The sequence below is a fragment of the Sphingobacterium sp. UBA5639 genome (genome assembly GCF_002421245.1).
Taxonomy (GTDB): domain Bacteria; phylum Bacteroidota; class Bacteroidia; order Sphingobacteriales; family Sphingobacteriaceae; genus Sphingobacterium; species Sphingobacterium multivorum.
In genome coordinates this window covers 198,105-221,358 of the sequence record NZ_DIJR01000012.1, presented here as the reverse complement: position 1 = coordinate 221,358, position 23,254 = coordinate 198,105, and the positions used below count along the sequence as shown (strand labels likewise).

General features: G+C 40.3%; 19 protein-coding genes. 6 read left to right on the top strand and 13 right to left on the bottom strand.

Annotated elements, in window-relative coordinates; translation table 11 throughout:
* Positions 1-131: 131 nt before the first annotated feature.
* From B4Z90_RS09380 to eat, 5 genes are read right to left on the bottom strand one after another with little or no spacing between them, the layout of a single operon-like run.
* Positions 132-1,511 carry an aldehyde dehydrogenase family protein gene (locus tag B4Z90_RS09380; RefSeq protein WP_286802037.1) on the bottom strand — a complete coding sequence of 460 codons (1,380 nt, stop codon included), beginning with the start codon at positions 1,509-1,511 and terminating at the stop codon, positions 132-134.
* Positions 1,489-2,265 (bottom strand): gamma-glutamyl-gamma-aminobutyrate hydrolase family protein, encoded by a 777-nt coding sequence (locus tag B4Z90_RS09375; RefSeq protein WP_201303532.1) that lies wholly within the window; start codon positions 2,263-2,265, stop codon positions 1,489-1,491. The genes B4Z90_RS09380 and B4Z90_RS09375 overlap by 23 nt, the downstream gene beginning before the upstream one ends.
* The gene (locus tag B4Z90_RS09370) at positions 2,240-3,397 is read right to left on the bottom strand and encodes an iron-containing alcohol dehydrogenase (protein WP_286802036.1); all 1,158 of its coding nucleotides are present in this window, start codon (positions 3,395-3,397) and stop codon (positions 2,240-2,242) included. The genes B4Z90_RS09375 and B4Z90_RS09370 overlap by 26 nt, the downstream gene beginning before the upstream one ends.
* A gap of 7 nt (positions 3,398-3,404) precedes the next feature.
* A complete protein-coding gene (locus B4Z90_RS09365; RefSeq protein WP_156167603.1) occupies positions 3,405-4,766 on the bottom strand; it encodes a glutamine synthetase family protein in 1,362 nt (453 codons plus the stop codon).
* Positions 4,763-6,085 (bottom strand): ethanolamine permease, encoded by a 1,323-nt coding sequence (gene eat, locus B4Z90_RS09360; RefSeq protein WP_115048706.1) that lies wholly within the window; start codon positions 6,083-6,085, stop codon positions 4,763-4,765. Before eat ends, B4Z90_RS09365 begins: the two co-directional genes overlap by 4 nt.
* 192 nt (positions 6,086-6,277) lie before the next feature.
* Here eat and B4Z90_RS09355 point away from each other — a divergent pair, with 192 nt between their 5' ends.
* Positions 6,278-6,742, top strand: a complete 465-nt coding sequence (locus B4Z90_RS09355) for an Lrp/AsnC family transcriptional regulator (protein ID WP_070564088.1) — start codon at positions 6,278-6,280, stop codon at positions 6,740-6,742.
* Positions 6,743-6,892: 150 nt separating this feature from the next.
* Here B4Z90_RS09355 and B4Z90_RS09350 read toward each other — a convergent pair whose 3' ends face one another.
* Entirely contained in the window at positions 6,893-7,837 is a 945-nt protein-coding gene (locus B4Z90_RS09350; protein ID WP_112374120.1) for a pentapeptide repeat-containing protein, read from the bottom strand.
* Between the two features lie 353 nt (positions 7,838-8,190).
* Between B4Z90_RS09350 and B4Z90_RS09345 the strand changes: the two genes are divergently transcribed.
* Positions 8,191-9,768 carry a Na+/H+ antiporter gene (locus tag B4Z90_RS09345; RefSeq protein WP_115048708.1) on the top strand — a complete coding sequence of 526 codons (1,578 nt, stop codon included), beginning with the start codon at positions 8,191-8,193 and terminating at the stop codon, positions 9,766-9,768.
* Positions 9,769-9,848: 80 nt separating this feature from the next.
* On the opposite strand, the gene B4Z90_RS09340 is transcribed toward B4Z90_RS09345, so the two are convergent.
* The 3 genes from B4Z90_RS09340 to B4Z90_RS09330 form a co-directional block, all read right to left on the bottom strand.
* Positions 9,849-10,115 (bottom strand): hypothetical protein, encoded by a 267-nt coding sequence (locus B4Z90_RS09340; RefSeq protein ID WP_046673356.1) that lies wholly within the window; start codon positions 10,113-10,115, stop codon positions 9,849-9,851.
* A gap of 39 nt (positions 10,116-10,154) precedes the next feature.
* Positions 10,155-11,951: a beta-lactamase family protein gene (locus tag B4Z90_RS09335; protein ID WP_286802035.1), complete on the bottom strand. Its 1,797-nt coding sequence runs from the start codon at positions 11,949-11,951 to the stop codon at positions 10,155-10,157.
* Positions 11,952-12,319: 368 nt separating this feature from the next.
* The gene (locus B4Z90_RS09330; protein ID WP_046673355.1) at positions 12,320-12,679 is read right to left on the bottom strand and encodes a hypothetical protein; all 360 of its coding nucleotides are present in this window, start codon (positions 12,677-12,679) and stop codon (positions 12,320-12,322) included.
* 204 nt (positions 12,680-12,883) lie between these two features.
* Between B4Z90_RS09330 and B4Z90_RS09325 the strand changes: the two genes are divergently transcribed.
* The 3 genes from B4Z90_RS09325 (at position 12,884) to B4Z90_RS09315 (ending at position 15,098) form a co-directional block, all read left to right on the top strand.
* Entirely contained in the window at positions 12,884-13,543 is a 660-nt protein-coding gene (locus B4Z90_RS09325; RefSeq protein WP_112374116.1) for a FadR/GntR family transcriptional regulator, read from the top strand.
* An 88-nt stretch (positions 13,544-13,631) separates the two neighbouring features.
* Positions 13,632-14,843: an MFS transporter gene (locus tag B4Z90_RS09320; RefSeq protein WP_286802034.1), complete on the top strand. Its 1,212-nt coding sequence runs from the start codon at positions 13,632-13,634 to the stop codon at positions 14,841-14,843.
* Between the two features lie 111 nt (positions 14,844-14,954).
* On the top strand, positions 14,955-15,098 hold the full coding sequence (locus B4Z90_RS09315; RefSeq protein WP_159332944.1) for a hypothetical protein: 144 nt from the start codon (positions 14,955-14,957) through the stop codon (positions 15,096-15,098).
* Positions 15,099-15,358: 260 nt separating this feature from the next.
* Here the strand turns inward: B4Z90_RS09315 and B4Z90_RS09310 are convergent, their stop codons facing one another.
* Positions 15,359-17,236 carry a RagB/SusD family nutrient uptake outer membrane protein gene (locus B4Z90_RS09310; protein ID WP_115048712.1) on the bottom strand — a complete coding sequence of 626 codons (1,878 nt, stop codon included), beginning with the start codon at positions 17,234-17,236 and terminating at the stop codon, positions 15,359-15,361.
* 36 nt (positions 17,237-17,272) lie between these two features.
* Entirely contained in the window at positions 17,273-20,488 is a 3,216-nt protein-coding gene (locus tag B4Z90_RS09305; protein ID WP_159332945.1) for a SusC/RagA family TonB-linked outer membrane protein, read from the bottom strand.
* A 491-nt stretch (positions 20,489-20,979) separates the two neighbouring features.
* On the opposite strand from B4Z90_RS09305, the gene B4Z90_RS09300 reads away from it, so the two are divergent.
* Complete coding sequence (locus tag B4Z90_RS09300) at positions 20,980-21,360, top strand: GNAT family N-acetyltransferase (RefSeq protein WP_115048716.1); 381 nt, start codon at positions 20,980-20,982, stop codon at positions 21,358-21,360.
* Here the strand turns inward: B4Z90_RS09300 and B4Z90_RS09295 are convergent.
* Together B4Z90_RS09295 and B4Z90_RS09290 are read right to left on the bottom strand one after the other, a co-directional pair.
* Positions 21,357-22,211, bottom strand: a complete 855-nt coding sequence (locus tag B4Z90_RS09295; RefSeq protein WP_236590847.1) for a polysaccharide deacetylase family protein — start codon at positions 22,209-22,211, stop codon at positions 21,357-21,359. The two genes, B4Z90_RS09300 and B4Z90_RS09295, sit on opposite strands and share 4 nt — an antisense overlap.
* 290 nt (positions 22,212-22,501) lie before the next feature.
* Positions 22,502-23,251: a succinate dehydrogenase/fumarate reductase iron-sulfur subunit gene (locus B4Z90_RS09290; RefSeq protein WP_046673445.1), complete on the bottom strand. Its 750-nt coding sequence runs from the start codon at positions 23,249-23,251 to the stop codon at positions 22,502-22,504.
* Between the last annotated feature and the right edge of the window lie 3 nt (positions 23,252-23,254).

Sequence of the window (23,254 nt, the reverse complement as noted above, 5' to 3'; positions counted from 1 at the left end):
TTCCATGAAGCGGACCCCATAATCTTTACGCACTCACTCTCATGGGGTACCGAAATTTATTTTTGAGGGAAAGCCCATTATCCAATGAACGATCGGCATAATGGGCTATATCCATAGAATTAAACATTAAATTATGCGGGTCTTAAATGATAGGCTTTAGGCTGAACAAATGCTCGTATACCTTGAGCCGATAAGGTCGAACCTAAGCCAGAATTTCGTCTTCCGGACCAAGGCACATTAGGGCTTACCCTATCACAGCAGTTCCAATACACCGTTCCTGTATCCATTTTGCTAAGGATATTCATTGCTCTATCCTGATCGGACGAAAACACCGCTGCAGTAAGGCCATAGGTCGTATCCTGCATCAACGTAATTGCCTCTTCGTCTGAAGTGACCTTTTGTATACCTATCAACGGACCAAAAGTCTCTTCACGCATAAGTAGCATGTTGTGATTACAGTGCTCAAATACTGTGGGAGCATAATAATATCCCTTACCTTCTAATACATGTCCGCCCAACCGTAGTGTTGCTCCCTTTTCAAGGGCATCTTTCACTTGATCTTCAAGGACGTCCAGCTGAGCAGCCCTCGTTAAAGGACCGATAAATGTGTCTCCAGCGCATGGATCGCCAACCTGATAGGAAGCTACCTCCTCAATAAATGCCTCGACAAACTCATCGTATATCTGTTCTGAAACATAGATACGTTCAACAGCACAACAGCTCTGCCCATTGTTGTAGAAAGCGCCCTCAGCTGCCGACACTGCCGCCTGTTTTATGTCTTTCAAATCTTCTGTTACGTATAGGGGATCCTTTCCGCCTAGCTCAAGCTGGACTGGAACTAATTTATGCGCTACGGCCCTAGCAATATGTACTCCAGTTTTATAGGATCCAGTAAAGAAATAGCCATCCAATGGCAATGATAAGATATGCTCGCCAATCCTCCCATCTCCAACAACACAGTGAAATACATCATCAGGTATACCGGCTTCATAAAGGTATTTTGCAAACTGCAATCCGGTCAGCGTAGCAAATTCAGAAGGTTTATAGAGCACGGCATTGCCCGCAACCAAGGCGTACAGAAAAATATTAAAGCCCACATTATAAGGGAAATTCCATGCAGAAATATTGGCAATGACACCAAGTGGTTCATAGCGAATATGTTCTAGTGTAGCCCCCTCATTTACAATAATTTCTTCTGAAAGCCATCTTTCAGCATTTTTTCGAAGATGCTCAATACGGTTTTGTGCTCCGTTAATTTCATTAAGCGATTGTGTGATGGGTTTGCCCGTCTCCTTGGTAAGGATCTCCGCAAGTTCCTGTTTATTCGCCAAGATCAGCTCCCCAAATTGTATGATGCACGCCAAACGATCCTTCAAAGGAACGTTGGCCCATTTTTGCTGTCCCTGTCTTAGTAAGGAGAGTGTATTTTCCAATTCAACTGTTGTGGTTGAAGGCAACGTTGCTACTACAGCACCGGTTGCAGGATTTCTAATTTCTATGTTGTCTTGCATGTTCGATAAAAACATTAAGAATTAAATTTTCATCTAAAAGTATTCCCTTCTGTGTTTGGGAAAATTCGGGATGCCATTGTACACCCATCACTTTCCCGGCCGCTTCTTTGGTATAACCAAATGCTTCGATAAATCCGTCTTCCGAGCGCGCAAAGACTTCGAGATCACGGCCAAGATCTTTAATAGCCTGATGATGTACAGTGTTGACCAATGGATTGGCAACATGGCCATATAGTCTGTCGAAAAGTGTTCCTGGTTCTATATGTACGGGATGATTGATGGTGTCGTATAGACTTGCTGAACGATGTACAGCCGACTGAGGAAGCTGACTACCGATATCCTGATACATTGTGCCTCCAAAATAGACGTTCATTAACTGAAATCCCCGACAGATACCTAAGACTGGCTTATGATTTCTGATGGCATAATCCAATATCTTTAGCTCATATTGATCCCGATAAGGGTCTCCTTTCCAGGGTCCGATAGGCTCTTCTCCATAATGCTGGGGTGCTATATCGCTTCCACCTTGAAGAACTATGCCATCCATCTGGTGTAAGATGTCCGCTAATAATGATTCTTCAAGATCCGGCAATAATATAGGAAGAACGCCTTTTTTAGTTATCCATCGAACCATATCATTTTCCATATAGCTCAGTGATTTGTGTCCAAAGACCGTCCTCTCGGGGTCTGGATAAAAAAAACACGCACTAATACCGATTTTTAACATATTATTTTCCTTCGTAAGCGGTTTCATAAATTGCAAGAAAATCTGCTTTGCTAACGGGCTTGGGGTTTGATGGGTGACAGAAATCTGCAAACGCCAGTTCTGATAACGGTTGCAGATGTTCCTTTTGCACGCCTATCGCAGATAATTGTGTAGGCAGTCCCAAACGTACATTGAGGTCAAACAGATAGTCTACAACCCTGTCTCCAGCATGACTACCGAGCCCTAAAGCCATGGCCATCTTATCGAAACGATCTTCAAAACCGACATAATTAAACTGCATTCCATAAGGAAGATTCACCGCGTTGGCCAGTCCATGATGGGTATCAAGGAGCGAGGACAGCGGATGCGCTAAACTATGAACGACTCCTAATCCCTTCTGAAAAGCAACAGCTCCCATCAATGATGCCAAAAGCATTTTGGAGCGGGATGGCAAGTCTGATTCTTTCGTAGCACACTCAATAGACGTCGCCACCATGGCCATTCCTTCAAGCGCTATACCATCACACATCGGATGATACCCTTTGGCCAAATAGGCTTCCATATTGTGGGTAAGTGCGTCCATTCCCGTTGCTGCCGTAATAAACGGTGGCAGATCCATTGTAAGCAAAGGATCGGCAAATACAATTTTTGCCATCAATCTGGGACTAAATAGAATTCGTTTTTTCTTGGTTTCATCTTCTGAAATAATAGCACTACGCCCCACCTCACTCCCAGTCCCGGCGGTCGTGGGTACAGTAATCAATGGTGGTATCTCGTTGGTCACATAGATATCGCCACCGATCAGATCGTCGTAATCAAATAAATCACGATGATGATTTGCGCGCAAGGCAATTGCCCGTGCTACGTCGAGTGCTGCTCCACCGCCAACGCCAATAATTGAATCTCTATTTTGCCCTCTAAAGACATCTCCTCCCAAAAGAACATCAGATTTTATTGGATTTTTATGCAAATCATGAAAGACAATAACGTCGATCCCTTTGTTCGTCAGCTTTTGTTGGACTCCCTTAAAAAATGGCAGTTGGGCGATAGTCGGATCCGTTACCAGTAGAGGGCGATTAAGTCCATTGGTCAATAAATAGTCTGGTAGCTCATCGATCACTCCAGCACCAAAACGGATCGGTGTCGGAAAATTAAAACCGTAAATTTTTGCTGTATCCATTGTTCAGTTAAATAATTTCAAAATATCTTTTTGTTTCCCAATCTGTGACCTGCTCTGAAAATTGTCGCCATTCCCATAACCGTGATTTACAAAAATGATCGACAAACTTTTGGCCAAATAGCTCGGAGGCTATTTGCGATTGCGCCATTCGAGCGGTCGCATCGTGGAGGTTTCTTGGTAACACGCCGTGTTGCAGATCTTTATAACCATTACCGCTAGTATGTCGATTATCCAATGGCAATTTATACTTGATGCCATACAACCCGCTAGCCAAACATGCTGCTACTGCCAAATAAGGGTTCACATCTGAACCGACAACACGGTGTTCAATGCGTGTGGCCTTGGGGCCACCTTCGATGACGCGGAGTGCTGTGGTACGATTATCTATGCCCCAAGTCAGGGTTGTCGGTGCCCATGCTCCTTCAGTCAGCCTTTTATAACTGTTAACAGTGGGCGCCAATAACGGTAGAATATCAGGTAAACAATACAATTGCCCAGCAAGAAAATGCTTCATCAACTGGCTCATTCCGAGTTCATCATCTTTATCATAAAAGAGGTTGTTCTGTTTGTTGAGATCCCAAAGACTTTGATGCACATGGCCACTGCAGCCAGGTAAGTCCTTGGTCTGTTTCGCCATAAAACTCGCCGTGATATTATGTTTTTTTCCGATGTCCTTAACCGCAGATTTAAAGAGCGTAGCCCTATCCGCAGCTTCAAGAGCATCACTACATTGGATCGCAGCTTCCAGAACACCTGGCCCGGTCTCCGTATGTAGGCCCTCAAGAGGTACACCGAATCTTTCGAGCATAGCCAAAAGATCCTGAAAAAATCCGTAGTTGTCAGACATCCGTAAGATGGAATAGCCAAACATACCAGATGTTATCGGTGTCATATCTCTAAAACTATTTTGGGGAGCGGCATTATCGGCTTTCACGAAATTAAACCATTCAAATTCCTGTGAAAAAATTGGTTTAAATCCGGCAGTCTCCGCCTGTGCAATTATGTTTTTAAGGAGTGATCTTGGGCACACATTTTGGTCGCGAGAAAGCGGAGATTCAAAATCAGCTAGAAAAAAGGGAATATCTTCTTGCCAGGGAATCTGTCGAAATGTATTTCCATCAATACGCGCCGGGAAATCGCCGTATCCTGTATGCCAGCCTGTAATTTCCACATTGTCATAAACCTGATCGTTAACATCCCATCCAAACACCACCGAGCAAAACCCAAATTCATTGTCCAGTGCAGAGATAAACTTATCCCGATGCATAAATTTCCCACGGAGCACCCCGTCTATATCAGCGACGGCAACTTTAACGTGCGTACTTGTGCTTGCTGTTAATTTGGCAATAATTTCATTTTTAGTTATCATAATTTGATGGTTTTGTCCTTGTCAAGGAAGATTAGGAAATAGAGGTATGATAAGATGACAAGCCCAAAGAATAATAGAGCTGTCAAGGGGTTATAATATATCATTGCAATGAGACACACGACAGCAATAATAAATGCAATTGCCGGAAACAGCGGATACAATGGAACTTTGAATGGGCGTTCCAAATCGGGTTCCTTTTTTCGCAAGGCAAAAAATGACCACATGGATATTATATAAAGACAGATTGCCCCAAAACATGCGATGGTAATAATACCTGCGGTCTTTCCGGTCAATAATGCTATGATGCCAATAGCCATATTGATTAAGAGTGCATTGGCCGGAGTCTTAAATCGTTGATGTACTTTTCCAAGAATCGACGGTGCATACCCCACTCTCCCAAATTCGAAGGTAGCTCTGCCACCAGCGAGAATGATACCATGAAATGAGGCTATAAGACCCAAAAGACCAACGCCTATAAGTAGTTTATAGAGAATATGGCGATTGTCAATGACATGTGCAATGGCAAGTGGCAATGGTGAATCGGAGGGTTCAGTGCTTCCGACAGGATAAACAACAGCCTCCCAGCCGCCGACACCCACCGCCGACAAAAATGTAATGATACAAAGCACAACTAAAGTTACGATGGCCGATCCAAAGCCGATTAATACATTTTTCTGTGGATTGATCGTTTCCTCAGCAACATTCGCTACACCTTCAATAGCGAGAAAAAACCAGATGGCAAACGGAATAGCTGCAAAAATACCCGAGAAGCCATTGGGCAATGCGTTGTGCTCAAGGTTGGAAAATTCGAAAGCCGGAAATGTAACACCGGCAAATATTAGTAATTCGATAACCGCAAGAACAGTTACGACCAATTCAAATGATGCAGCGAGCTTTACGCCCAGTATATTCATTGAAGTGAAAATCACATAGGCCCCAATGGCAAAAATAAGATAGTCAACCGAAGGATGCAATAAATGTAGATAAGCACCTATAGCAGCAGCAATGGCAGGCGGAGCAAAAACAAACTCGATATTTTGTGCAATACCGGCGACAAATCCCAAATGCTTGCCCAATCCTCGATTGGCATATTCAAAGGCTCCGCCAGCCTTAGGGATCGCACACGCCATCTCTGTATAGCTGAAGGTAAATGTAAGGTACATGATAATAACGAACACTGTAGCAATGGCCAATCCCAATGTGCCGCCTTCTGCCAAACCGAGATTCCATCCAAAATACATTCCCGAGATAACATAGCCTACACCCAATCCCCATAACATAACCGGACCAAGGACTTTTTTTAATTGAGGCTCACTCATAATTTTATTTAGGTTGGTAAATTGATAGTAATTAATTAATTTAAATTTACTACATATAGTTTAAATGATAGTATTATATATCTGTAATTATGGCTATTTTAGTAAAATAATATGGTTGTATTTTATTTACTAGTGTTTACGATCTAACTACAGTCATAGATATAGTTTTTTTAGATTTAATTTACTACGATAATGAAATTGGATGAGAAAGACCTCATGCTTCTGGACCTTTTGCAACAGGATGCGAACATAAGTAACAAGGAAATAGCTGACCGTGTTAATTTATCCATGACTCCCGTTTACGAACGTATTAAGAAGTTAATGGCAACCTCCGTTCTCAAACAGAAAGTCTTTCTGCTGGACAGAAGAAAACTTGATCTTAATCTAATGGTCCTTGTATCCATTAGTATGGAAAAACATTCCAATGAAAGTGCCTTGTTATTTATGGAGGAGATACAAAAATTTCCAGAAGTAGTCGAGTGTTTCCACGTAACGGGTGCATTTGACTATCAAATAAAGGTGATGGTTAGGGATGTTGATCACTATCATGAATTCAATTTTAATAAACTGGCAACAATCAAGGGAATCAGACATATGGAAAGTTATTTTGTCATGAAAGAAATCGTGAATACAACCCGTCTCCCAATCTTTCTTTGATAATTAGTTTAGCATATTTTAGCTTCTATGCTGCGCTGACGACTCTCCTAATTTAATTTCCCGGAATTGATGGATTTCATTGGTATGGCACCTACACTTAGGCAATGGTTCATACTTGCAGAACCATGCCTTCTATTTGTATCGTGTTGTTTATAAGAGCACAATATTCTCAAGCGATACGCCTACTCCCTTAAGAGCTGCGTAGGTTAATTTGTCCATTGAGGCCCCGTCAAAATCGATTGTTTTAATACTCTTATAATATTTATTGGTAAGCGCAAACGTGGGCCGAAAGGAAACATTTCTAAGAATAACCCCTCTAAATGAACTGTTTGCTAGGTCTGCATTATCGAATTTTACGTCGACAAATACTTGCCCATCAAAGCTTATGCCTTTCATATCACAGGACTTAAAGCAAACACCATTGAACTCACAGTGTTCAAAAATGGTTTTTCTGAGATCCGACGCCGTAAATTTGACATCTGTCAGCTTTATACTATTAAATCTAGCATTGTTCAACTCCGACGCATAAAATTCTGTACGTGCGAGAACGGTCTTGTTGAAATTTGCGTTCGTCATATTACTAGCAGAAAATGTACAGTCCGTAAGGTTCGACGAATCAAAATTAGCATCGCGGATATCACTTCCTTTAAAAATGCTTGCCGTGAAATCTGCTGTACTGAAGTCTGTGCCACGCAGCTCACTTCCGAGAAATTTTCTCTTTGGCGCATTTACGCCAGAAAAATCAGTTTCGGCTAGCGTGTTACCGCTAAAATCTGTCAGTAGCGGCTTTTGTCCCGTATCAGAAAATTTTGCCTCTTCCAGAGAATTTCCTTTCGTGTCATCTAAAGTGCCAATGACCACCTTTTGACTTGCTACGCTATCTCCTAATTTCGAATTTTCGGCGAAGTAGTTTAGATCGACTGCGAATATTTCCGCAAGTCTATGTAGTGTTAAAAAGTCTGGTAAAGACTCTCCCCGCTCCCATTTTCCAACTGCTTGGGGGCTGACGAATAAAAGTTCAGCAAGCTGTGCTTGCGACATATTTCGCTCTTTCCGCACTTTGGCAATATTATTACCTAATGTTTTGTTATCCATAATTATTGTTTATTGATGATGTTCAACTTTACAAATATATTGAGGCTAATCTGTAATTATCGCGAAAAGGGAAATACCTCTAGTTGTAATTATGCTACTTATCGTTGTATTCGAACAGCTTCGGGTTGTTATTCCTAGAGTATTGTCCTATACTGTTATTGAAACTATATTTTAAGTAAAACTTCTCAAAGACGGGCCTTTCTTTATAATAATGCCATCTCATATTTTAGATCGTGGGTTATGAGAAAGACAAACTTTAACTAATTTAGGAAGATCTACCACCATGAATACCGCCAAGCTAGTTTAAATATTTCTAGAAATTTGATCTATATTTATATACCTAAAATTTACATATGTTAGAGAATTTTGAGTTTTACCTTTTTTTAGTCCTACTAATTACGATGTTGATCATGCTGGCGAGAAAAATTCAGGTTGCATACCCTGTTTTACTCGTATTAGCGGGACTTGTAATAAGTTTTATCCCGGGAGTTCCCCCTATAAAGATAGAACCCGAATTGATATTCATTATTTTTTTACCGCCGCTCCTCTACGAGGCAGCTTGGTCAACTTCCTGGAAAGAACTCTGGCGATGGCGCCGGATTATCTTCAGCTTTGCCTTTGTTGTGGTCTTTTTTACAGCATTGTCCGTTGCCGTTTTTGCCAACTATTTTATCCCGGGATTCTCCTTAGCTCTCGGTTTTCTATTGGGTGGAATAGTTTCCCCTCCTGATGCGGTTAGTGCCGGTGCAATTTTAAAATTCGTGAAGGTACCCAAAAGGCTGGCGTCCATATTGGAAGGTGAAAGTTTGTTGAATGATGCTTCCTCACTAATAATTTTTCGCTTTGCAATGATTGCTGCTGCTACTGGGCAGTATGTATGGTACCAAGCGGCCGGGAGCTTTATTTGGATGTGTATTGGCGGAGTGGGAATCGGACTTACAATTGCCTATGTTTTTCTGAAAATGCATAAACTTTTACCAACCGATTCCAATACAGACATATTGCTAACTTTTATTGCACCTTTCTCGATGTATTTGATCGCAGAACAACTTCATGCTTCTGGGGTTCTTGCGGTTGTCAGTGGCGGCTTATTTCTCTCGTATCGTAGTCACGATTTTTTAAGCAGTGCATCTCGAATCCGGACAGTAACCGTATGGGAAAGCTTTTGCTTTCTGCTGAATGGCATTGTCTTTATGCTTATCGGATTAGATTTACCGGAAATTGTATCTGGATTGGGTGATACCAATATCTCCACTGCTATTGGCTATGGCGTCGCCGTTACAATAGTCCTTATTCTTGTACGAATTTTTGCAGGGTATGCTGCAGTAATTACGACCTTGATCATGAGAAATTTTATAACGGTTGCAGACGCTCAATCGCCCGGTTGGCAAACGCCAATGATTATCGGATGGACTGGAATGCGTGGCGTCGTTTCTTTGGCAGCAGCGCTATCTATCCCATTAACTTTGGCCGACGGAACTCCTTTTCCTCAAAGGAATCTCATTCTTTTCATCACATTTGTTGTGATTCTGTTAACCTTACTTGTTCAAGGGTTGACCCTCCCTTTTATCTTGAGGAAAATCAAATTAGTAGATAGAGATTTTGTAAGAAGTGAAAAGGAGATCGATTATGAAATTCAGAATAGATTGGCTCAAGTCGCCGTTGACAAGATTCGTAATGATTACGCGGACAAAGTTGAAAGTTTTCCGACCTTAAAGGATCAACTACAGAAGTATGAAAATCAATTGCGGAGCTCCGAGATTATCATTAATTATGCCGAATACCGTAAAATCTATATCGATATCCTTGAAACACAGCGAATTTGGCTTATCAATAAAAACCGCGAAGAACTTTTATTGGACGAAGAGATCATCCGCAAACACCTTCGTTTGTTAGATCTTCAGGAAGAAAGGTTGAATATGAGAAGCTAATTTATCCCTAGCTCAGCCTACTGCCGTACATTAATGATCGACAATGCAGATTGAATTGTCGATCATAAATAACTAATTTATTAGTCTTCATCCAAATAAATGTCGTGAACAACAAAACGAATAGATTTGCTAAACACCAACATATCCGCTACATCTTCAGAATCTATGGCATAGAGTGTTTCTACCCCACCTTCATCCAAAAGTTCGGAATCTGGTATAAGTTCAAAAAAAGTGATTCCTTCAACAATGGATAATTCTTCTACTTTAACATATGATACATCCTGGCTCTTCCAAAGTGAGAGAATTTCTTTGGAAAACAATCGATAATTATTAGCTTGATTTGACATGCTCGCAAATTAACAAAAATATGGCTCATTATATTTGTGTTATAACGTTTCTAAAATCTTACTTACTCTTTCGTTTTTAGGATTAATTTCGCGAACTTTTTGATAGTTCTTCTTGGCACTATCTATTTGTCCAGATTTCAGGTAGGCTTCCGCTAAACTATCATAAACATTTTCACTTTTAGGATATAGCACCGTATTCACCTTAAATATGTCAATAGCTTGGTTTATTTTATGCTGATTGAGCAATTCATAACCTGCACCGTTCAGGAAACCTTCTGAAAGCAACTCATCGTCACTATCCTGTTCTTTTGCTTTTTGAAAAGCTTTTAATCCATCCTTGAAATTTGCTTCTAAAATAAGCTCTAGTGGAGTCCGGTCATTTGCATTGACTTTCGGATTTTTGGAATAAATCTTTTTATCACGCAAAACCTGTACAAGCTCATATTGACCGCTTTCGGTATCCTTTGAAAATACTACGTTCACGTTTCGATCTCGCATAACAAAAGTATTTGCCGACACTTTAACCAACTCTACAGGCTTGTCTAGATTTTGGACTGACATAAGCTTGCCACTCTGACTATAGACCCTTATAACACCGTATTTGCCAGATCGATAACGTCCACTATTGACATTCAGTTCTTGAGAACTGAGCGGCAAAATTTTATTTATTGGGGCCAGGTAATTGGGCCATTGATAGGTTAATGCAACCGCTCGGACAAGTTCGTTGATAAATTCAGGTTTGTTTGTATTTGTAAGAATAACTACGCCATCACCGCTTGTTTTATTTCCAACAAAATAGGAGCTAAAGCCTTCGTTCCATCCACCATGGCAAAAATAAGATGAACCGTCGTAATCTTCCAGAAAGACACCTAATCCTATAATAGGTTCAATATAGGGGCTTGTGAATTCTTCGGCCATCTTCTTGGAAATTATAGTACTACTTTTGCCATTTAAGGTCCGTTGAATATAGATCACGAATCTAGCGTAATCTTCTGCTGTTGACCACAAGCCAGCAGCCGCCTGCTCTGGGTAGACATGATATCTTCCTTCGACTTTTTTACCATCTACAGTATAAGCCGTCGCCGCAAATTGTTTGTTCAACTCAGGAAGAGGCTGGGCAAAAGTGCTATTTTTCATACCCAAAGGTGAGAGTACCTTTTCTTCCATTATGCTACTATAATCTTTCCCTTCAATATCAACGAGCATCTGTTGAAGTACGGTATAGCCACCGCCTGAATACCGAAAATTTAAGCCAGGAAGTTTATCAACATACACCATAGGTGTATTAGCAGGCTTTAGACCACTCAGTACTTCTACCGCTGTAGGAATTGGGTCTGTTGTCCGATAGCCCGGGAACCCACTTACGGTAAGTCCGGCAGTGTGGCTAATGATATTTTTGAGTGTAACAGTTTTCGCTCTGGTCCAATTATTTTCGGGTATTTTCCAGGATTTCAGGTATAAATTCACATCGGCATTGGATGCCAACTTGCCAAGCTCCACTTCCTTCAATGCAGCGTATGCACTTACGGGCTTGCTCATGGACGCCACCTGAAATAAGGTGTTTGACCTAACTGGTGTTTTCGAATCGAGATCGGCAAAACCATACGTTTTGCTCCATAATATTTCAGCGTTTTTTATCACGGCGATGCTTACACCTGGAACCTGATAAAATTCCATGCGCGATTTAATATTCCAGGCCGGCTCACCCTCAAAACGAACAGGCGGTATGAGACTGGATTCGACATGAGAAATCTCCTTTATTTTTTGAGGGGTCGTTTGAGCAAATGCGGTTGACACTAGTATCGCAAAAATTCCAGTAATTGGTGAAGCTTTCATTTTATTTATGATCGTTTAAATGGTGATACGAAGCGCCTCTCCTATCTCTTGCTGGCTTCTTTGTAATTCTTCATTGACAGCTGATGCCAATTTTATTGCCAAAACCATAAGTCACTGTAAAACAATGCTATGAAATAGTATTCCAAAATAAATTGATCGTATTCGGNNCCGAATACGATCAATTTATTTTTACTAAGCGGTATCTCGCTTTTCTAACATCATCAGCTGTCAGCCCCATAGCATGTTCGCATACAGTAGCATCTTCATTGTCGTATTAGGATCGCCAATAGAAGTTTCCTTTTGGTTGAATTGTGGAAAAATGAAAACGGGGCATACTAGCCCCGTTACATTGTTTGATTAATTGATACTTAATGATTCGGATTACCATAATAGTTTTGATAATTCTGAATGGTAGCACTAAACCATGCTCCACAGCTGCTATAATACATATCATTGGCTCCATAGCTGGTGTACGTGAGAACCTGAGTTTCGATCAACTGACCGCTTGTATTATAGATACTCATCGTCAATCTACATAGGGTACGAGACTTTCCGAGCTTGATCTCTTTGGCTTCGCTCACGATATTCAAATTAGCTTTTCCAGTTTGTGATTTGTAAATCGTTGATTTTTCAACAAGGCTGTTGTCGGCCGCTTTTGGCCCCGTTTTCGCAAAAGTAGCAGATGACATTAAAGCCAAGGCTACGGCGCTCATCATTAATTTTTTCATGTTACTAAGTTTTAGATAAATACATTGGAGGACCTGCCTCACTGTTAATTAACCTAAAACTGCCAATAAATTTAACACAGTAAACACTGTAATAAATATCTGATGTAGTCGTAACAATATTCGGTTGGTTTGATCAAATTTTTGAAAATAAATAAGAATTCAAAAAATTCTACTACCTTTGCAATCATCAGATGATATGACTATATGAAGACTGAAGCTATCGTACGAAGATCCTTGGCAGAGGAAGTTGCCGCGGCAATAGAAGAAAAAATCAAATTAGGTGAATTCCCGGTAGAATCTAAACTTCCTACGGAACCAGAATTGATGAAACAATTTGCTGTGGGCAGATCCAGCATTCGTGAGGCGGTCAAATATTTAAGTCAATCAGGCTATCTCAATGTACAACAAGGTCTTGGTACTTTTGTTAAAAGTAGCACAGGTCATCATGCTCTTGATTCAAAAATTGAAAAAGCCAATTTTAACGATATTTTTGAAGTTAGACACGTATTGGAATTGCGAATTATTGAAAAAGCTGCCTTAAATCGTACTTCGAAAGGCCTCAAGGATATGGCTCAAGCGCTCAAAAATAGAGCAAAATATGCCGAAATGGGAAATTTGATGGCGTGCGTGGATGCCGATATTGCCTTTCACAGTGCAATTGCTGAATCATGTGGAAATAGTATTTTGACCGCTTTATATACAACTTTATCTGAACATGTCAATAAGTTCTTCATGACTATTTATAAGGATACAGTACCCTTCTTAACTTCACAACAGCAACACGAGGAACTGATGTTGGCAATCAAAGATAAAGAAGTGAAAAAAGCTGTTGATATTGCTAACCGAATTATCCAACAGCTGTAATTTTCCTATAGCATATGCAAATCATCAATCTCAATATACGTTATTTTTATCAATTAAAACATCAGATGACCTGATGAATATTTCTTTTATGAAAACACAATCTTTAAACCCGAGTGGATCTTGGAAAAGCTCCGAAACCGTCTATCCGATTTTATTTGCGATTAGTCTTTCACACTTGCTCAATGACTTGATTCAGTCGGTCATCCCGGCAGTATATCCCATGTTAAAATCAAATTATGCGCTTAGTTTTACCCAAATTGGTATTATAACGTTGGTTTTTCAGCTTACTGCTTCTATTTTGCAACCCTTCGTTGGTTTGTATACAGATAAAAACCCTACACCACGATCACTCGCTGTCGGTATGCTTTTCTCTTTAGCAGGATTGATATGCATTTCTTTTGCGTCAAACTTTATCTACATTCTCCTTTCTGTAAGTCTTATTGGCATGGGTTCATCTATATTTCATCCTGAAGCTTCTCGAGTTGCTCATTTAGCTTCCGGAGGCAAAAAGGGGCTCGCCCAGTCTATCTTCCAAGTCGGTGGTAATGCTGGTGGTGCGATAGGTCCCCTTCTTGTAGCGCTTATTGTGATCCCTTTGGGCCAACAATACATTGGTGTATTTGGCGTATTGGCCATTGTAGCCGTTATGATTCTTACTTATGTCGGTAATTGGTATCAAATACATCTCAAGCCTAAGACACAAACAACTGCTGTTGGTGCTTCAAAAGCCAACCTGCCAAAATCAAAAGTAGTATTTGCACTTGTAATTTTATTGGTACTCATTTTTTCCAAATATTTTTACATGGCTTCCATGACCAGTTATTTCACCTTCTATTTGATCAATAAATTCCATGTTTCGGTTCAGGAATCTCAAATATACTTATTTATATTTCTTGCTTCTGTAGCTGCGGGAACTATATTAGGGGGGCCATTGGGAGATCGCTATGGGCGTAAACTAATTATCTGGGTATCGATTCTCGGAGCGGCTCCGTTCACATTACTATTGCCACACGTGGGTCTAGGGCTAACCATTATCCTCGCTATTTTAATAGGTCTTATTATATCGTCTGCATTCTCTGCTATCTTGGTCTATGCGACAGAACTCATCCCAGGAAAGGTCGGAATGATTGCTGGTTTATTTTTTGGCTTTGCTTTTGGTATGGGGGGAATTGGTTCAGCAGTTCTAGGCTGGCTTGCAGATCAAACCTCAATCGAATATGTATTTAATATCTGTGCTTATCTTCCATTAATCGGAGTAGTTACAGGGCTATTACCTAATATAAGTCAGCAGAAAAAGTAATTATATAATCAGTGTGTCCGAAAAGTTTGTCACTTGTTTTGTGGAAACTATTTTTGAATAGCAGATAAAGTTTCAACCTGTCCAAAGAGCTATGGTGAAATCCGGTGAAAAATGGCAACAATAAGCGAATGGGAAGCCCTTTGCTTCGTACCTGCTTCGTACTTTCTTCGGATCATCAATAGATTCCGTACAGATGCTGAACAGTCATTGACCAGTCTCCGAACAGGAAAATACTGGTCAGGAACTGGCCAATAGCTAATCCTTATCCGGTGAGCTCCGAAGCTTGTCCGAAGCAGGTACGAACACAATAGGTATCTAAGGCATATTGCCGCCACTAGCAGCATATACTGAAACTTATTCCTGTCGCTTATCAATACAGCATAGTTACTAAAATTGGACCTATTCAAAACGTATTAAAAATTAGCCGCAAAAAAAGCTGTCCAAAAAAATGCAGTGTCCCCAAAAAGTTAGACATTTTCTGGGGGCACTGCACATTTGGACAGCTTCTTTAAATACTAGTAACCTGGATTTTGGATCAATTTTGTATTTCGATTAACCTCATCGCGATGCAAAGACGTGTAGTACATTTTGTCATCCCAGTTCCTATTTTCGATACCTGGATCAATATTGGATACCGTATAGGTATAGGTGTAGTTATCGGGATTATATTGATAAAGAGTTACATTTTTACCCGCCTTAAGGGTTCCCGTGATGTTTATAATATTTGCTTTACGACCTATAGTTTCCGCGGCTATCATCCAGCGTCGCGCGTCAAAGAAGCGATGCTCCTCGTAGGCTAATTCAATACGGCGCTCGTTTCTATAACGTGCTTTTAGAGCCGCTCCGGTTTCGGCGGTTGGAATTGCAGGCATTCCAGCTCTAAAGCGGATTTTGTTTAACCATGTTTTAGCTTCATTCTCTTCTCCTAATTCAAGACATGCTTCTACATAGTTCAATATCGCCTCTGTATAGCGAAACATTGGCCAGGGAATGCGCTGTCTTGTGTTTTGATCCTGCATTGTAGGGTCCGGATCTGTAAATTTACGAATATAATATCCTGTCCGTGAACCATTCCAATCTTCAATCGGGCTTTTTCTTGTGTCAAGGCCAAATTGGATAACCTTTTGTCCTTTGGCATTCATTATTTCGTATTGACCTGTTTGGATTTGATTCGCCTTATCTCTTTCAGCGACATCAGCTGTCCTAGGTTTCCAATCCGCACCGTCGTATAAAATTGTTGCCTTTAAACGTGGGTCACGATTTTGATAAGGGCTGGCTGCCATAGTAGGATTTGACCAGCTGAATTTTTGGCCATCAATAGTCTCGTAGTCGTCTACCAAGAGTTGTATCGGTGTATTTCCGGCCCAGTTATGATAGCCATTTGGACCGTTGTCTCGCCCTACCCAGCCACCACGTTCATCCTTTTCGTCAATAAAGAATCTCCCCAGAATAATATCTTTTCCTGCTGTAAAATCAACTGTCTTGCTCCCCCCTCCTAACGATACGGCCATATAGTTGGCAGTACCCTCATTAGGCGAAGCGGGTTGAGTTAGGTCTAACTTATAGGCGAATTCTGTATGATCCAGTACGGCTTTTGCTGCGGCCTTTGCTTTTGTCCAACGCTCCACCTGATTGCCACTCGTGTACATTAGATATTCTGGATTTTTATACCCTGACAATAATGTTGATTTTGCTTTGGCTTTACCCGCATCGTGGAGATCGCTGGCAGCATAGAGTAATACCCTTGATTTTAAGGCCAATACTGCAGTTTCATTTGCACGTCCCTTTGTTGATGAACTGCCCTTTAACAAAAGAGCTGCGCTGTCTAGATCTTTCACGATGGCATTGACACACTCCTCATAGCTATTCCTCGGAACCATATAGTCTTTATCGTTCAATGTATATATCTTATTATCGATGGGGATGCCACCATAAAAGCGTAAGAGCTGTTGATAATAATACCCACGCAGGAAATAGGCTTCGCCTAACAGCTTATCGGCTTTTGCTTTGTCAAACTTGGGTGCACTCAAATTGGAGATGGCAATGTTAGTTGCCCGGATGCGCGTATACATGCGACCGTATTCGTAAGTATCCATAATATAGCCTTGATCAGCTGGATTTGATCGAGATTCGGTCACGGTATTTATGCCCCGATTAGGGTGTGTAAATAAAGCTTCGTCGGTCATGGATGCCATTTCTTGCTCATAAAAGCCTCCTACCCCAAAACCGTTATAGATTTCTGTCACGAAAGCCTCAGACAAACCAGCATCCGACCAAACGATCTCCTGTGGAACTTCACTGAGTGGCTTCGTGCTCACAAAATCATCATTACAAGCTTGTAATGATGCAGAAAGTACAAGTAGTATAAGTGATATATTCTTAATTTTTTTCATTTTTCTTCTTCGTTAAGTTCTTAATATGACAGTTGGTTAGAACGATAATAATGCGCCAAAATTAATCAATCTTGCCTGCGGATAATATTGCCCTAATGCATTAACGGCTTCTGGATCATACATTTTGATCTTACTCCACGTTATTAAATTCATGCCATTTGCATATAGACGTAAAGAACCAATGCCAATTTTACTACAAATGCTTGAGGCCAGATTATATCCTATTTCCACATTTTTAAGCCGCAAATAATCGGTACTCCGCATCCAATAGGTATTGTTATAAGAATAATATTGATTGCCACGGTCTGTCAAACGTGGATAAACGCTACTTGGGTTACTGATGCTCCAGCGTTTATCATAGAATTCTTCCACAAAATTTCCGATAGATCCAGATTCATCCGTTCCTACACGTATCTCTCCTCCTGTAGCTCCTTGAAATAGTACCGATAAGTCAAAATCCTTATAGGTCAGACTAAAATTGAAACCTCCCTGAAATGTTGGGTCACTATTCTTGTCTCGTCTTACTTTATCATCGGGGGTAATCTTTCCGTCACCATTGAAATCTTTATATTTCATATCTCCAGGGCGTAAAGTTTTCGTAATGGCACTATAGTCCAATTTATTGTTGGCGATATCTTCCATGTCACGGAATACGCCGTCATAGACATAATAAATATCCGTTTTGATAGGTTTACCTGTACTTTGCTGCCATGCAGGGGCGCCCGGGGCTTCATCCCAGAAGATAATTTTGTTTTTAGCATAACCACCATTCACACCAACCGTGTACCCCAAATCTCCCACCTTGCCACGATAACCTAAGTTAAATTCCCAACCCTTGTTATCCACTTTGCCAATATTTTCTGCCGGTAATGTCATCCCTGTACTTTGTGGTATTGACGCATTTTTTCTCCATAGAATGGAATTACGGCGATTTTTAAAAATATCAAACTCGAAATTCAGCTTTCCTTGTAAAAATTGAAAATCAAACCCTAAATTATAGTTATTGGCAACCTCCCAAGTAATCATCTCATTAGGAACACGGCTTTCAAAAAGGGTTTTGGCTAGCTTATCATTGACGATATAAGTACCAAAGGAATAGGTTGAAAAATATTGATATTCTTGTAATTTATCATCATAGTAGATGTTGTCATTACCCATCTGGCCATATGACGCACGGATCTTGAAATAATTAATCACAGGGACATTTTCCTTCCAGAAATTCTCTTCCGACACGACCCATCCCGCCATGGCACCTGGAAAGAAACCGAACCTTTCACTTTCAGGGAACATATACGATCCGTCATAACGCCAAAGGAATTCTGCGATATACTTGCTTTTATAATTATAGCCAAATCGCCCAAAGTAATTTAGCCGCGCTCTTTTCCATGCAGATCCATCGTTATTTTTTTCCTGTTCTCCACCGGCAAAAAGATAGTCGATCGCATTTGAAAGAAAATAGCGACGATACGCGCTGAATTTATCATTATCAATTGTTTCTCTGTTGATACCGGCTATAGCATTTACCTGATGGTCACCAAATTTCCGCTCAAAGCTTAAGATTCCACCAAGTAAGATATTCAGTTGATCTTCATTGCTTTGGTTTAAATTTGGATCGGCAGGCCCACGTCTTCCAGGAACCAGTTGTGGTGTGCTGCCATCGGCCTCATAAGCGCCCTGCCAAGAATACAAAGTCCAGGGTGTAACCCATGTTTTTTGATTTTTTACATATTTGTCAACAGAGGCATTAAGTGTTAATTTAAGACCATCTATCCAGGGATTTGTAATCTCAACCTGACCATTTGTTTGAAAATAGTAGCGTTTATCGTGATCGTAACCTGTCGCATTGGTCGTAATTACCACGGGGTTTTCGCCATTTTCGATATCTGGTCCCGGCATTCCATTAGGCCATATTGCTGGTTGTGTTGGATTTCCCCGCATCAGCATTCTAAAGACCGTGCCAGCACTCTTGGTGGGGAAATTTCGGTTTTCCTGTCTTCCTAAAACACCAAATTGTGTTTTGATATACTGACTTATATTGGCGTCCAGATTGATCCTTAAGTCATACTGTTTATAACCTGTAGCCGAATTTTTATAGTAGGCATCCTGATTTTGATACCCCAAAGACATCAGATACTTGACATCCTCAGTACCGCCATTGATTTGGAGGTTGTGGCGCTGTTGAGGTGACCAGTTTTTTAGCGTAGCTTTATACCAGTCAGTATTGGGATGCCCCCAAGGATCTGATCCGTCTTTGAACTTTTGGATATCTTCTGGTTTAAACGGCGCATCCAAAACTCCTCCACCTTGTTTATTGTAACTGCCTTTCTCGTTGATCGCTGTATAAGCAGCAGACCATTCTTCAACAGGGAGGTTATAAATTTCGAGTTCATTTCTAATTGCCGCAAACTGGGAGGCATCTGTTAATTTAGGAATAACGGTAGGTTGGGAATACCCTTGGTTGAACGTATAAGAAAACTGCGGTTTTCCTGTTTTTCCTCTTCTTGTCGTAACGAGAATAACCCCATTGGCTGCCCTGGCTCCATAAATAGCAGCAGAAGCATCTTTTAGAACCGAGATATTTTCTATATCTCGGGGATTAATACGATCAATTCCTCCTTCACGCGCAGGAACTCCATCAATAACGACTAAGGGACTGCTATTACCCAGTGTATTCGTTCCCCGGATTTTGATATTGGAACCATCGTAGCCAGGCTCGGCGCTCCCGTTGGTTGCTGTAACGCCCGGGACGCGTCCTGTTAATGCATTGGAAACGTTCAATGCCGGTGATTGTGCTAGATCGCTTCCCTTCACAGTGGCTACGGCACCGGTGACAGTCTCTTTGCGTTGCTTTCCGTAACCAACAACAACGACTTCTTCGAGATTCGATTCCGAATTAAGAAGTGTGATATCGATGGTCTGTCTTCCTTTTACAGCTTCATCCATAGATTGTTTGCCGACCATCCGGAAATTAATAATCGCACTTGCGGGGACTTTGTCTAACTTGTATCTACCTTGAACGTCGGTTTTAGTTACTAACTTTGTTCCATTGACGGAAACTGTTACTCCAGGAATTGGCATTCCAGATTCATCATGCACCGTTCCAGAAACACTTTGCTCCTGCTGAAAGAGAATTCCATAGCTTGCGAGGGTTGTAGCATCGACGATTTGGGGACTCAAGGCCACTAGTGAGCACAATGATCCAGTCCAAAACGCTCTCTTCCATTGATTTGAGAAATAATGGCAGTTAATCATAAAAACTGTTTAATTGTTTAAATTTTGTGTTTAATTAGTTATTTTTTTTACCTCTAAGACGTATCGGTTTAGGTGTCTACTGGAGGCGATTTATAATTGTTTATTTAACATGAAAATACGAAAATAAATATACATTGCAAGTGTTATTTTTACACTATTTAACACTATTGTTATTAAGTGATTGGTAATCAGATAATTTATTGAAAAACAAATCAATTGTAAATTCATTTTCTCAAAATTGTTTCCAGCGCTTTTGCTACTCAACGCAAGATCAAAGAACTAGTAAAACACTGCAAATAGAAAGTCCTGAGGAAAAGTACTTTTTATCATTTAGAAACTATATTATCAATTTTTCAAATATTAATACGCATATTTATCCTATATAATTAGATCTATAATTGATTTTTTCTAAACAACTATGTACCTACAAATAATGGGGCCAAAAACGGCTTTATTAATAGCGAAGAAATAGTTGTATCTACAAAAAAACTATGACTGTAAATATTAGGACAGAAAAGTCAAGTGACACAACGATTGTATTCGAACTGATCCGACTCGCCTTTGAAAACGAACAGTATAGCGATCATCAAGAGCACATTTTAGTAGAAAAACTAAGAAGGACAGCAGAATTTATACCACAACTGTCAATGGTAGCTGAAGCTGAAGGAGAAATAGCAGGCTATATACTCCTGACAAAGGTGAAGATTATCGATAAAGAGAATCAAAAAACATCCGATTCTCTTGCCTTGGCTCCTGTCGCTGTGCTACCTCAGTTTCAAGGACAGGGAATTGGCGGTAAATTAATTCTTGGTGCTCATCAGATTGCAAAAGAAATGGGTTTTGATGAGATGACAGCTGACGAACCTATCTAATACTTAATCGGATAATCTTGCATCAATTCAAACTGGTAGCCTTCTTTTTTTAATGCATCAATTAAAGTGGATAACTCCTGCTGCCCTTTTCGCGTTTGAAACATATCATCATGCATTAAGAAAACAACATTATTAGGTACCATTGAGCTTTTGTTGTTCATATAATTTCGGATATGAGACAAGGTAGACTCTTGGCTCTGTATGGGCGTACCAGTAACGCTATTAAGCCGCCACTCGACATCCCAGCCATAAATTGTATATCCGTTCTTATGCAATAGATCGGCTGTGCTGGATCCATTCTTAAGGTCAATCTTACGAACATTATCATATATCCAAATATTCCTTCCTGGAAGCCGAACAATTTTATGTTTTAAATGGAGATCTTTTTCATTCTTTTCAAAATCAGCAAAAGCATTTTGGGGGTTACTATAAAATCTTGAATATTGATTGTTTGCGTGCGTATAGCTGTGATTATAACAGGCTATAAGTGGATTGGATTCATAACGGGCAAGATCGCGTTTTCTTCCTTTGCTCATATTCGCATGTTTACCAATCAAGAATACACTCACTTTAATGTTTTTTTCTTTCGCAATAGAATCAATAAAAGCACTACCAATTAATGGGCCATCATCAAAAGTCAAATAAATATGTTTTGGTTGCTTATCAAATGCTTTCCGCAGGGAGTCCTTTAGCTCACGTCTTTGTTGTTTGATCGGAACAGGGTGTAGACTATCTACTGTAAAGTGTATCTGATTTTTCTGAAGCGAATCCCACCTATTCAACAAATGTGGTATTTTTTCCTTAACAACCAATTTCTCCGTAAGTGTGTCCTTCAGTTCGCCTTTTCCCAAGACTTTGTTTGAAAAATCCTTACATGCGGTTACACTAAACACTATACTACAAATGAAAAGTACCACAAACAACCTACTACACTTCATATCAATCGCTATAACTTAATGAATTTCTTTTTTCAAAATTACTACAAAAACCTATTTATTAACCATAAAATCTTACAAATCCCTACTTTCAGGGATAAGGTGAGTCATCTTCAACGATCCGGTATCGCTCTTTTTATGGCTTCAGTCTTTATTATAAATCCGATATAAGAAACTATCGTGCCACTTTTTTCGACCGTTGGTCTTTATTTCTTTTTAAAAAATAGTGCCTTGTTATACTCAAAATTCATACGTGCGATATTCAGTACTGATATACCTTGTGGACACTCTACCTCGCACGCTTCTGTATTTGAACAATGACCGAAGGACTCCTTATCCATTTGTTTGATCATATTTAATACCCGTTGACTACGCTCTTCCTTTCCTTGTGGTAATAGTGCCATATGGGTGATCTTTGCTGAGGTAAAAAGGGCCGCGCTGCCATTTTTGCACGTCGCCACACAAGCACCACAACCTATACAGGCTGCCGAGTCAAATGCCGATTCAGCTAATTCATGAGAAATAGGAATGGCTGTTGCATCTGGAGCCTGTCCTGTATTGATAGAGACAAATCCACCAGAAGAAATAATTCGATCGAATGCGGAACGATCCACTTTCAGATCTTTTTTTATATGAAATGCGGCTGAACGAAAAGGTTCTATGGTAATGGTATCCTTGTCTTTAAATGAACGTAAATGTAACTGGCAAGTCGTCGTATGCTTAAGGGGCCCATGTGCAATGCCGTTAATCATCATTCCGCACTGCCCGCAAATTCCTTCACGACAGTCGTGATCGAACTCGACGGGCTCTTCTCCTCCTGTTATCAACTGTTCATTTAAAGTATCCAACATTTCCAAAAAAGACATATGCGGATTTAGGTCAGTTAATGTGTACGTCACTAATTTGCCTGTAGCATTGCGATCCTTTTGTCGCCATATTTTAAGATATAAATCCATAAT

Coding starts and splice junctions, on each gene's coding strand:
- B4Z90_RS09380 (WP_286802037.1), bottom strand. CDS start 1,511: ATGCAAGACAACATAGAAATTAGAAATCCTGCAACCGGTGCTGTAGTA.
- B4Z90_RS09375 (WP_201303532.1), bottom strand. CDS start 2,265: ATGAAACCGCTTACGAAGGAAAATAATATGTTAAAAATCGGTATTAGT.
- B4Z90_RS09370 (WP_286802036.1), bottom strand. CDS start 3,397: ATGGATACAGCAAAAATTTACGGTTTTAATTTTCCGACACCGATCCGT.
- B4Z90_RS09365 (WP_156167603.1), bottom strand. CDS start 4,766: ATGATAACTAAAAATGAAATTATTGCCAAATTAACAGCAAGCACAAGT.
- eat (WP_115048706.1), bottom strand. CDS start 6,085: ATGAGTGAGCCTCAATTAAAAAAAGTCCTTGGTCCGGTTATGTTATGG.
- B4Z90_RS09355 (WP_070564088.1), top strand. CDS start 6,278: ATGAAATTGGATGAGAAAGACCTCATGCTTCTGGACCTTTTGCAACAG.
- B4Z90_RS09350 (WP_112374120.1), bottom strand. CDS start 7,837: ATGGATAACAAAACATTAGGTAATAATATTGCCAAAGTGCGGAAAGAG.
- B4Z90_RS09345 (WP_115048708.1), top strand. CDS start 8,191: ATGTTAGAGAATTTTGAGTTTTACCTTTTTTTAGTCCTACTAATTACG.
- B4Z90_RS09340 (WP_046673356.1), bottom strand. CDS start 10,115: ATGTCAAATCAAGCTAATAATTATCGATTGTTTTCCAAAGAAATTCTC.
- B4Z90_RS09335 (WP_286802035.1), bottom strand. CDS start 11,951: ATGAAAGCTTCACCAATTACTGGAATTTTTGCGATACTAGTGTCAACC.
- B4Z90_RS09330 (WP_046673355.1), bottom strand. CDS start 12,679: ATGAAAAAATTAATGATGAGCGCCGTAGCCTTGGCTTTAATGTCATCT.
- B4Z90_RS09325 (WP_112374116.1), top strand. CDS start 12,884: ATGAAGACTGAAGCTATCGTACGAAGATCCTTGGCAGAGGAAGTTGCC.
- B4Z90_RS09320 (WP_286802034.1), top strand. CDS start 13,632: ATGAAAACACAATCTTTAAACCCGAGTGGATCTTGGAAAAGCTCCGAA.
- B4Z90_RS09315 (WP_159332944.1), top strand. CDS start 14,955: ATGGCAACAATAAGCGAATGGGAAGCCCTTTGCTTCGTACCTGCTTCG.
- B4Z90_RS09310 (WP_115048712.1), bottom strand. CDS start 17,236: ATGAAAAAAATTAAGAATATATCACTTATACTACTTGTACTTTCTGCA.
- B4Z90_RS09305 (WP_159332945.1), bottom strand. CDS start 20,488: ATGATTAACTGCCATTATTTCTCAAATCAATGGAAGAGAGCGTTTTGG.
- B4Z90_RS09300 (WP_115048716.1), top strand. CDS start 20,980: ATGACTGTAAATATTAGGACAGAAAAGTCAAGTGACACAACGATTGTA.
- B4Z90_RS09290 (WP_046673445.1), bottom strand. CDS start 23,251: ATGGATTTATATCTTAAAATATGGCGACAAAAGGATCGCAATGCTACA.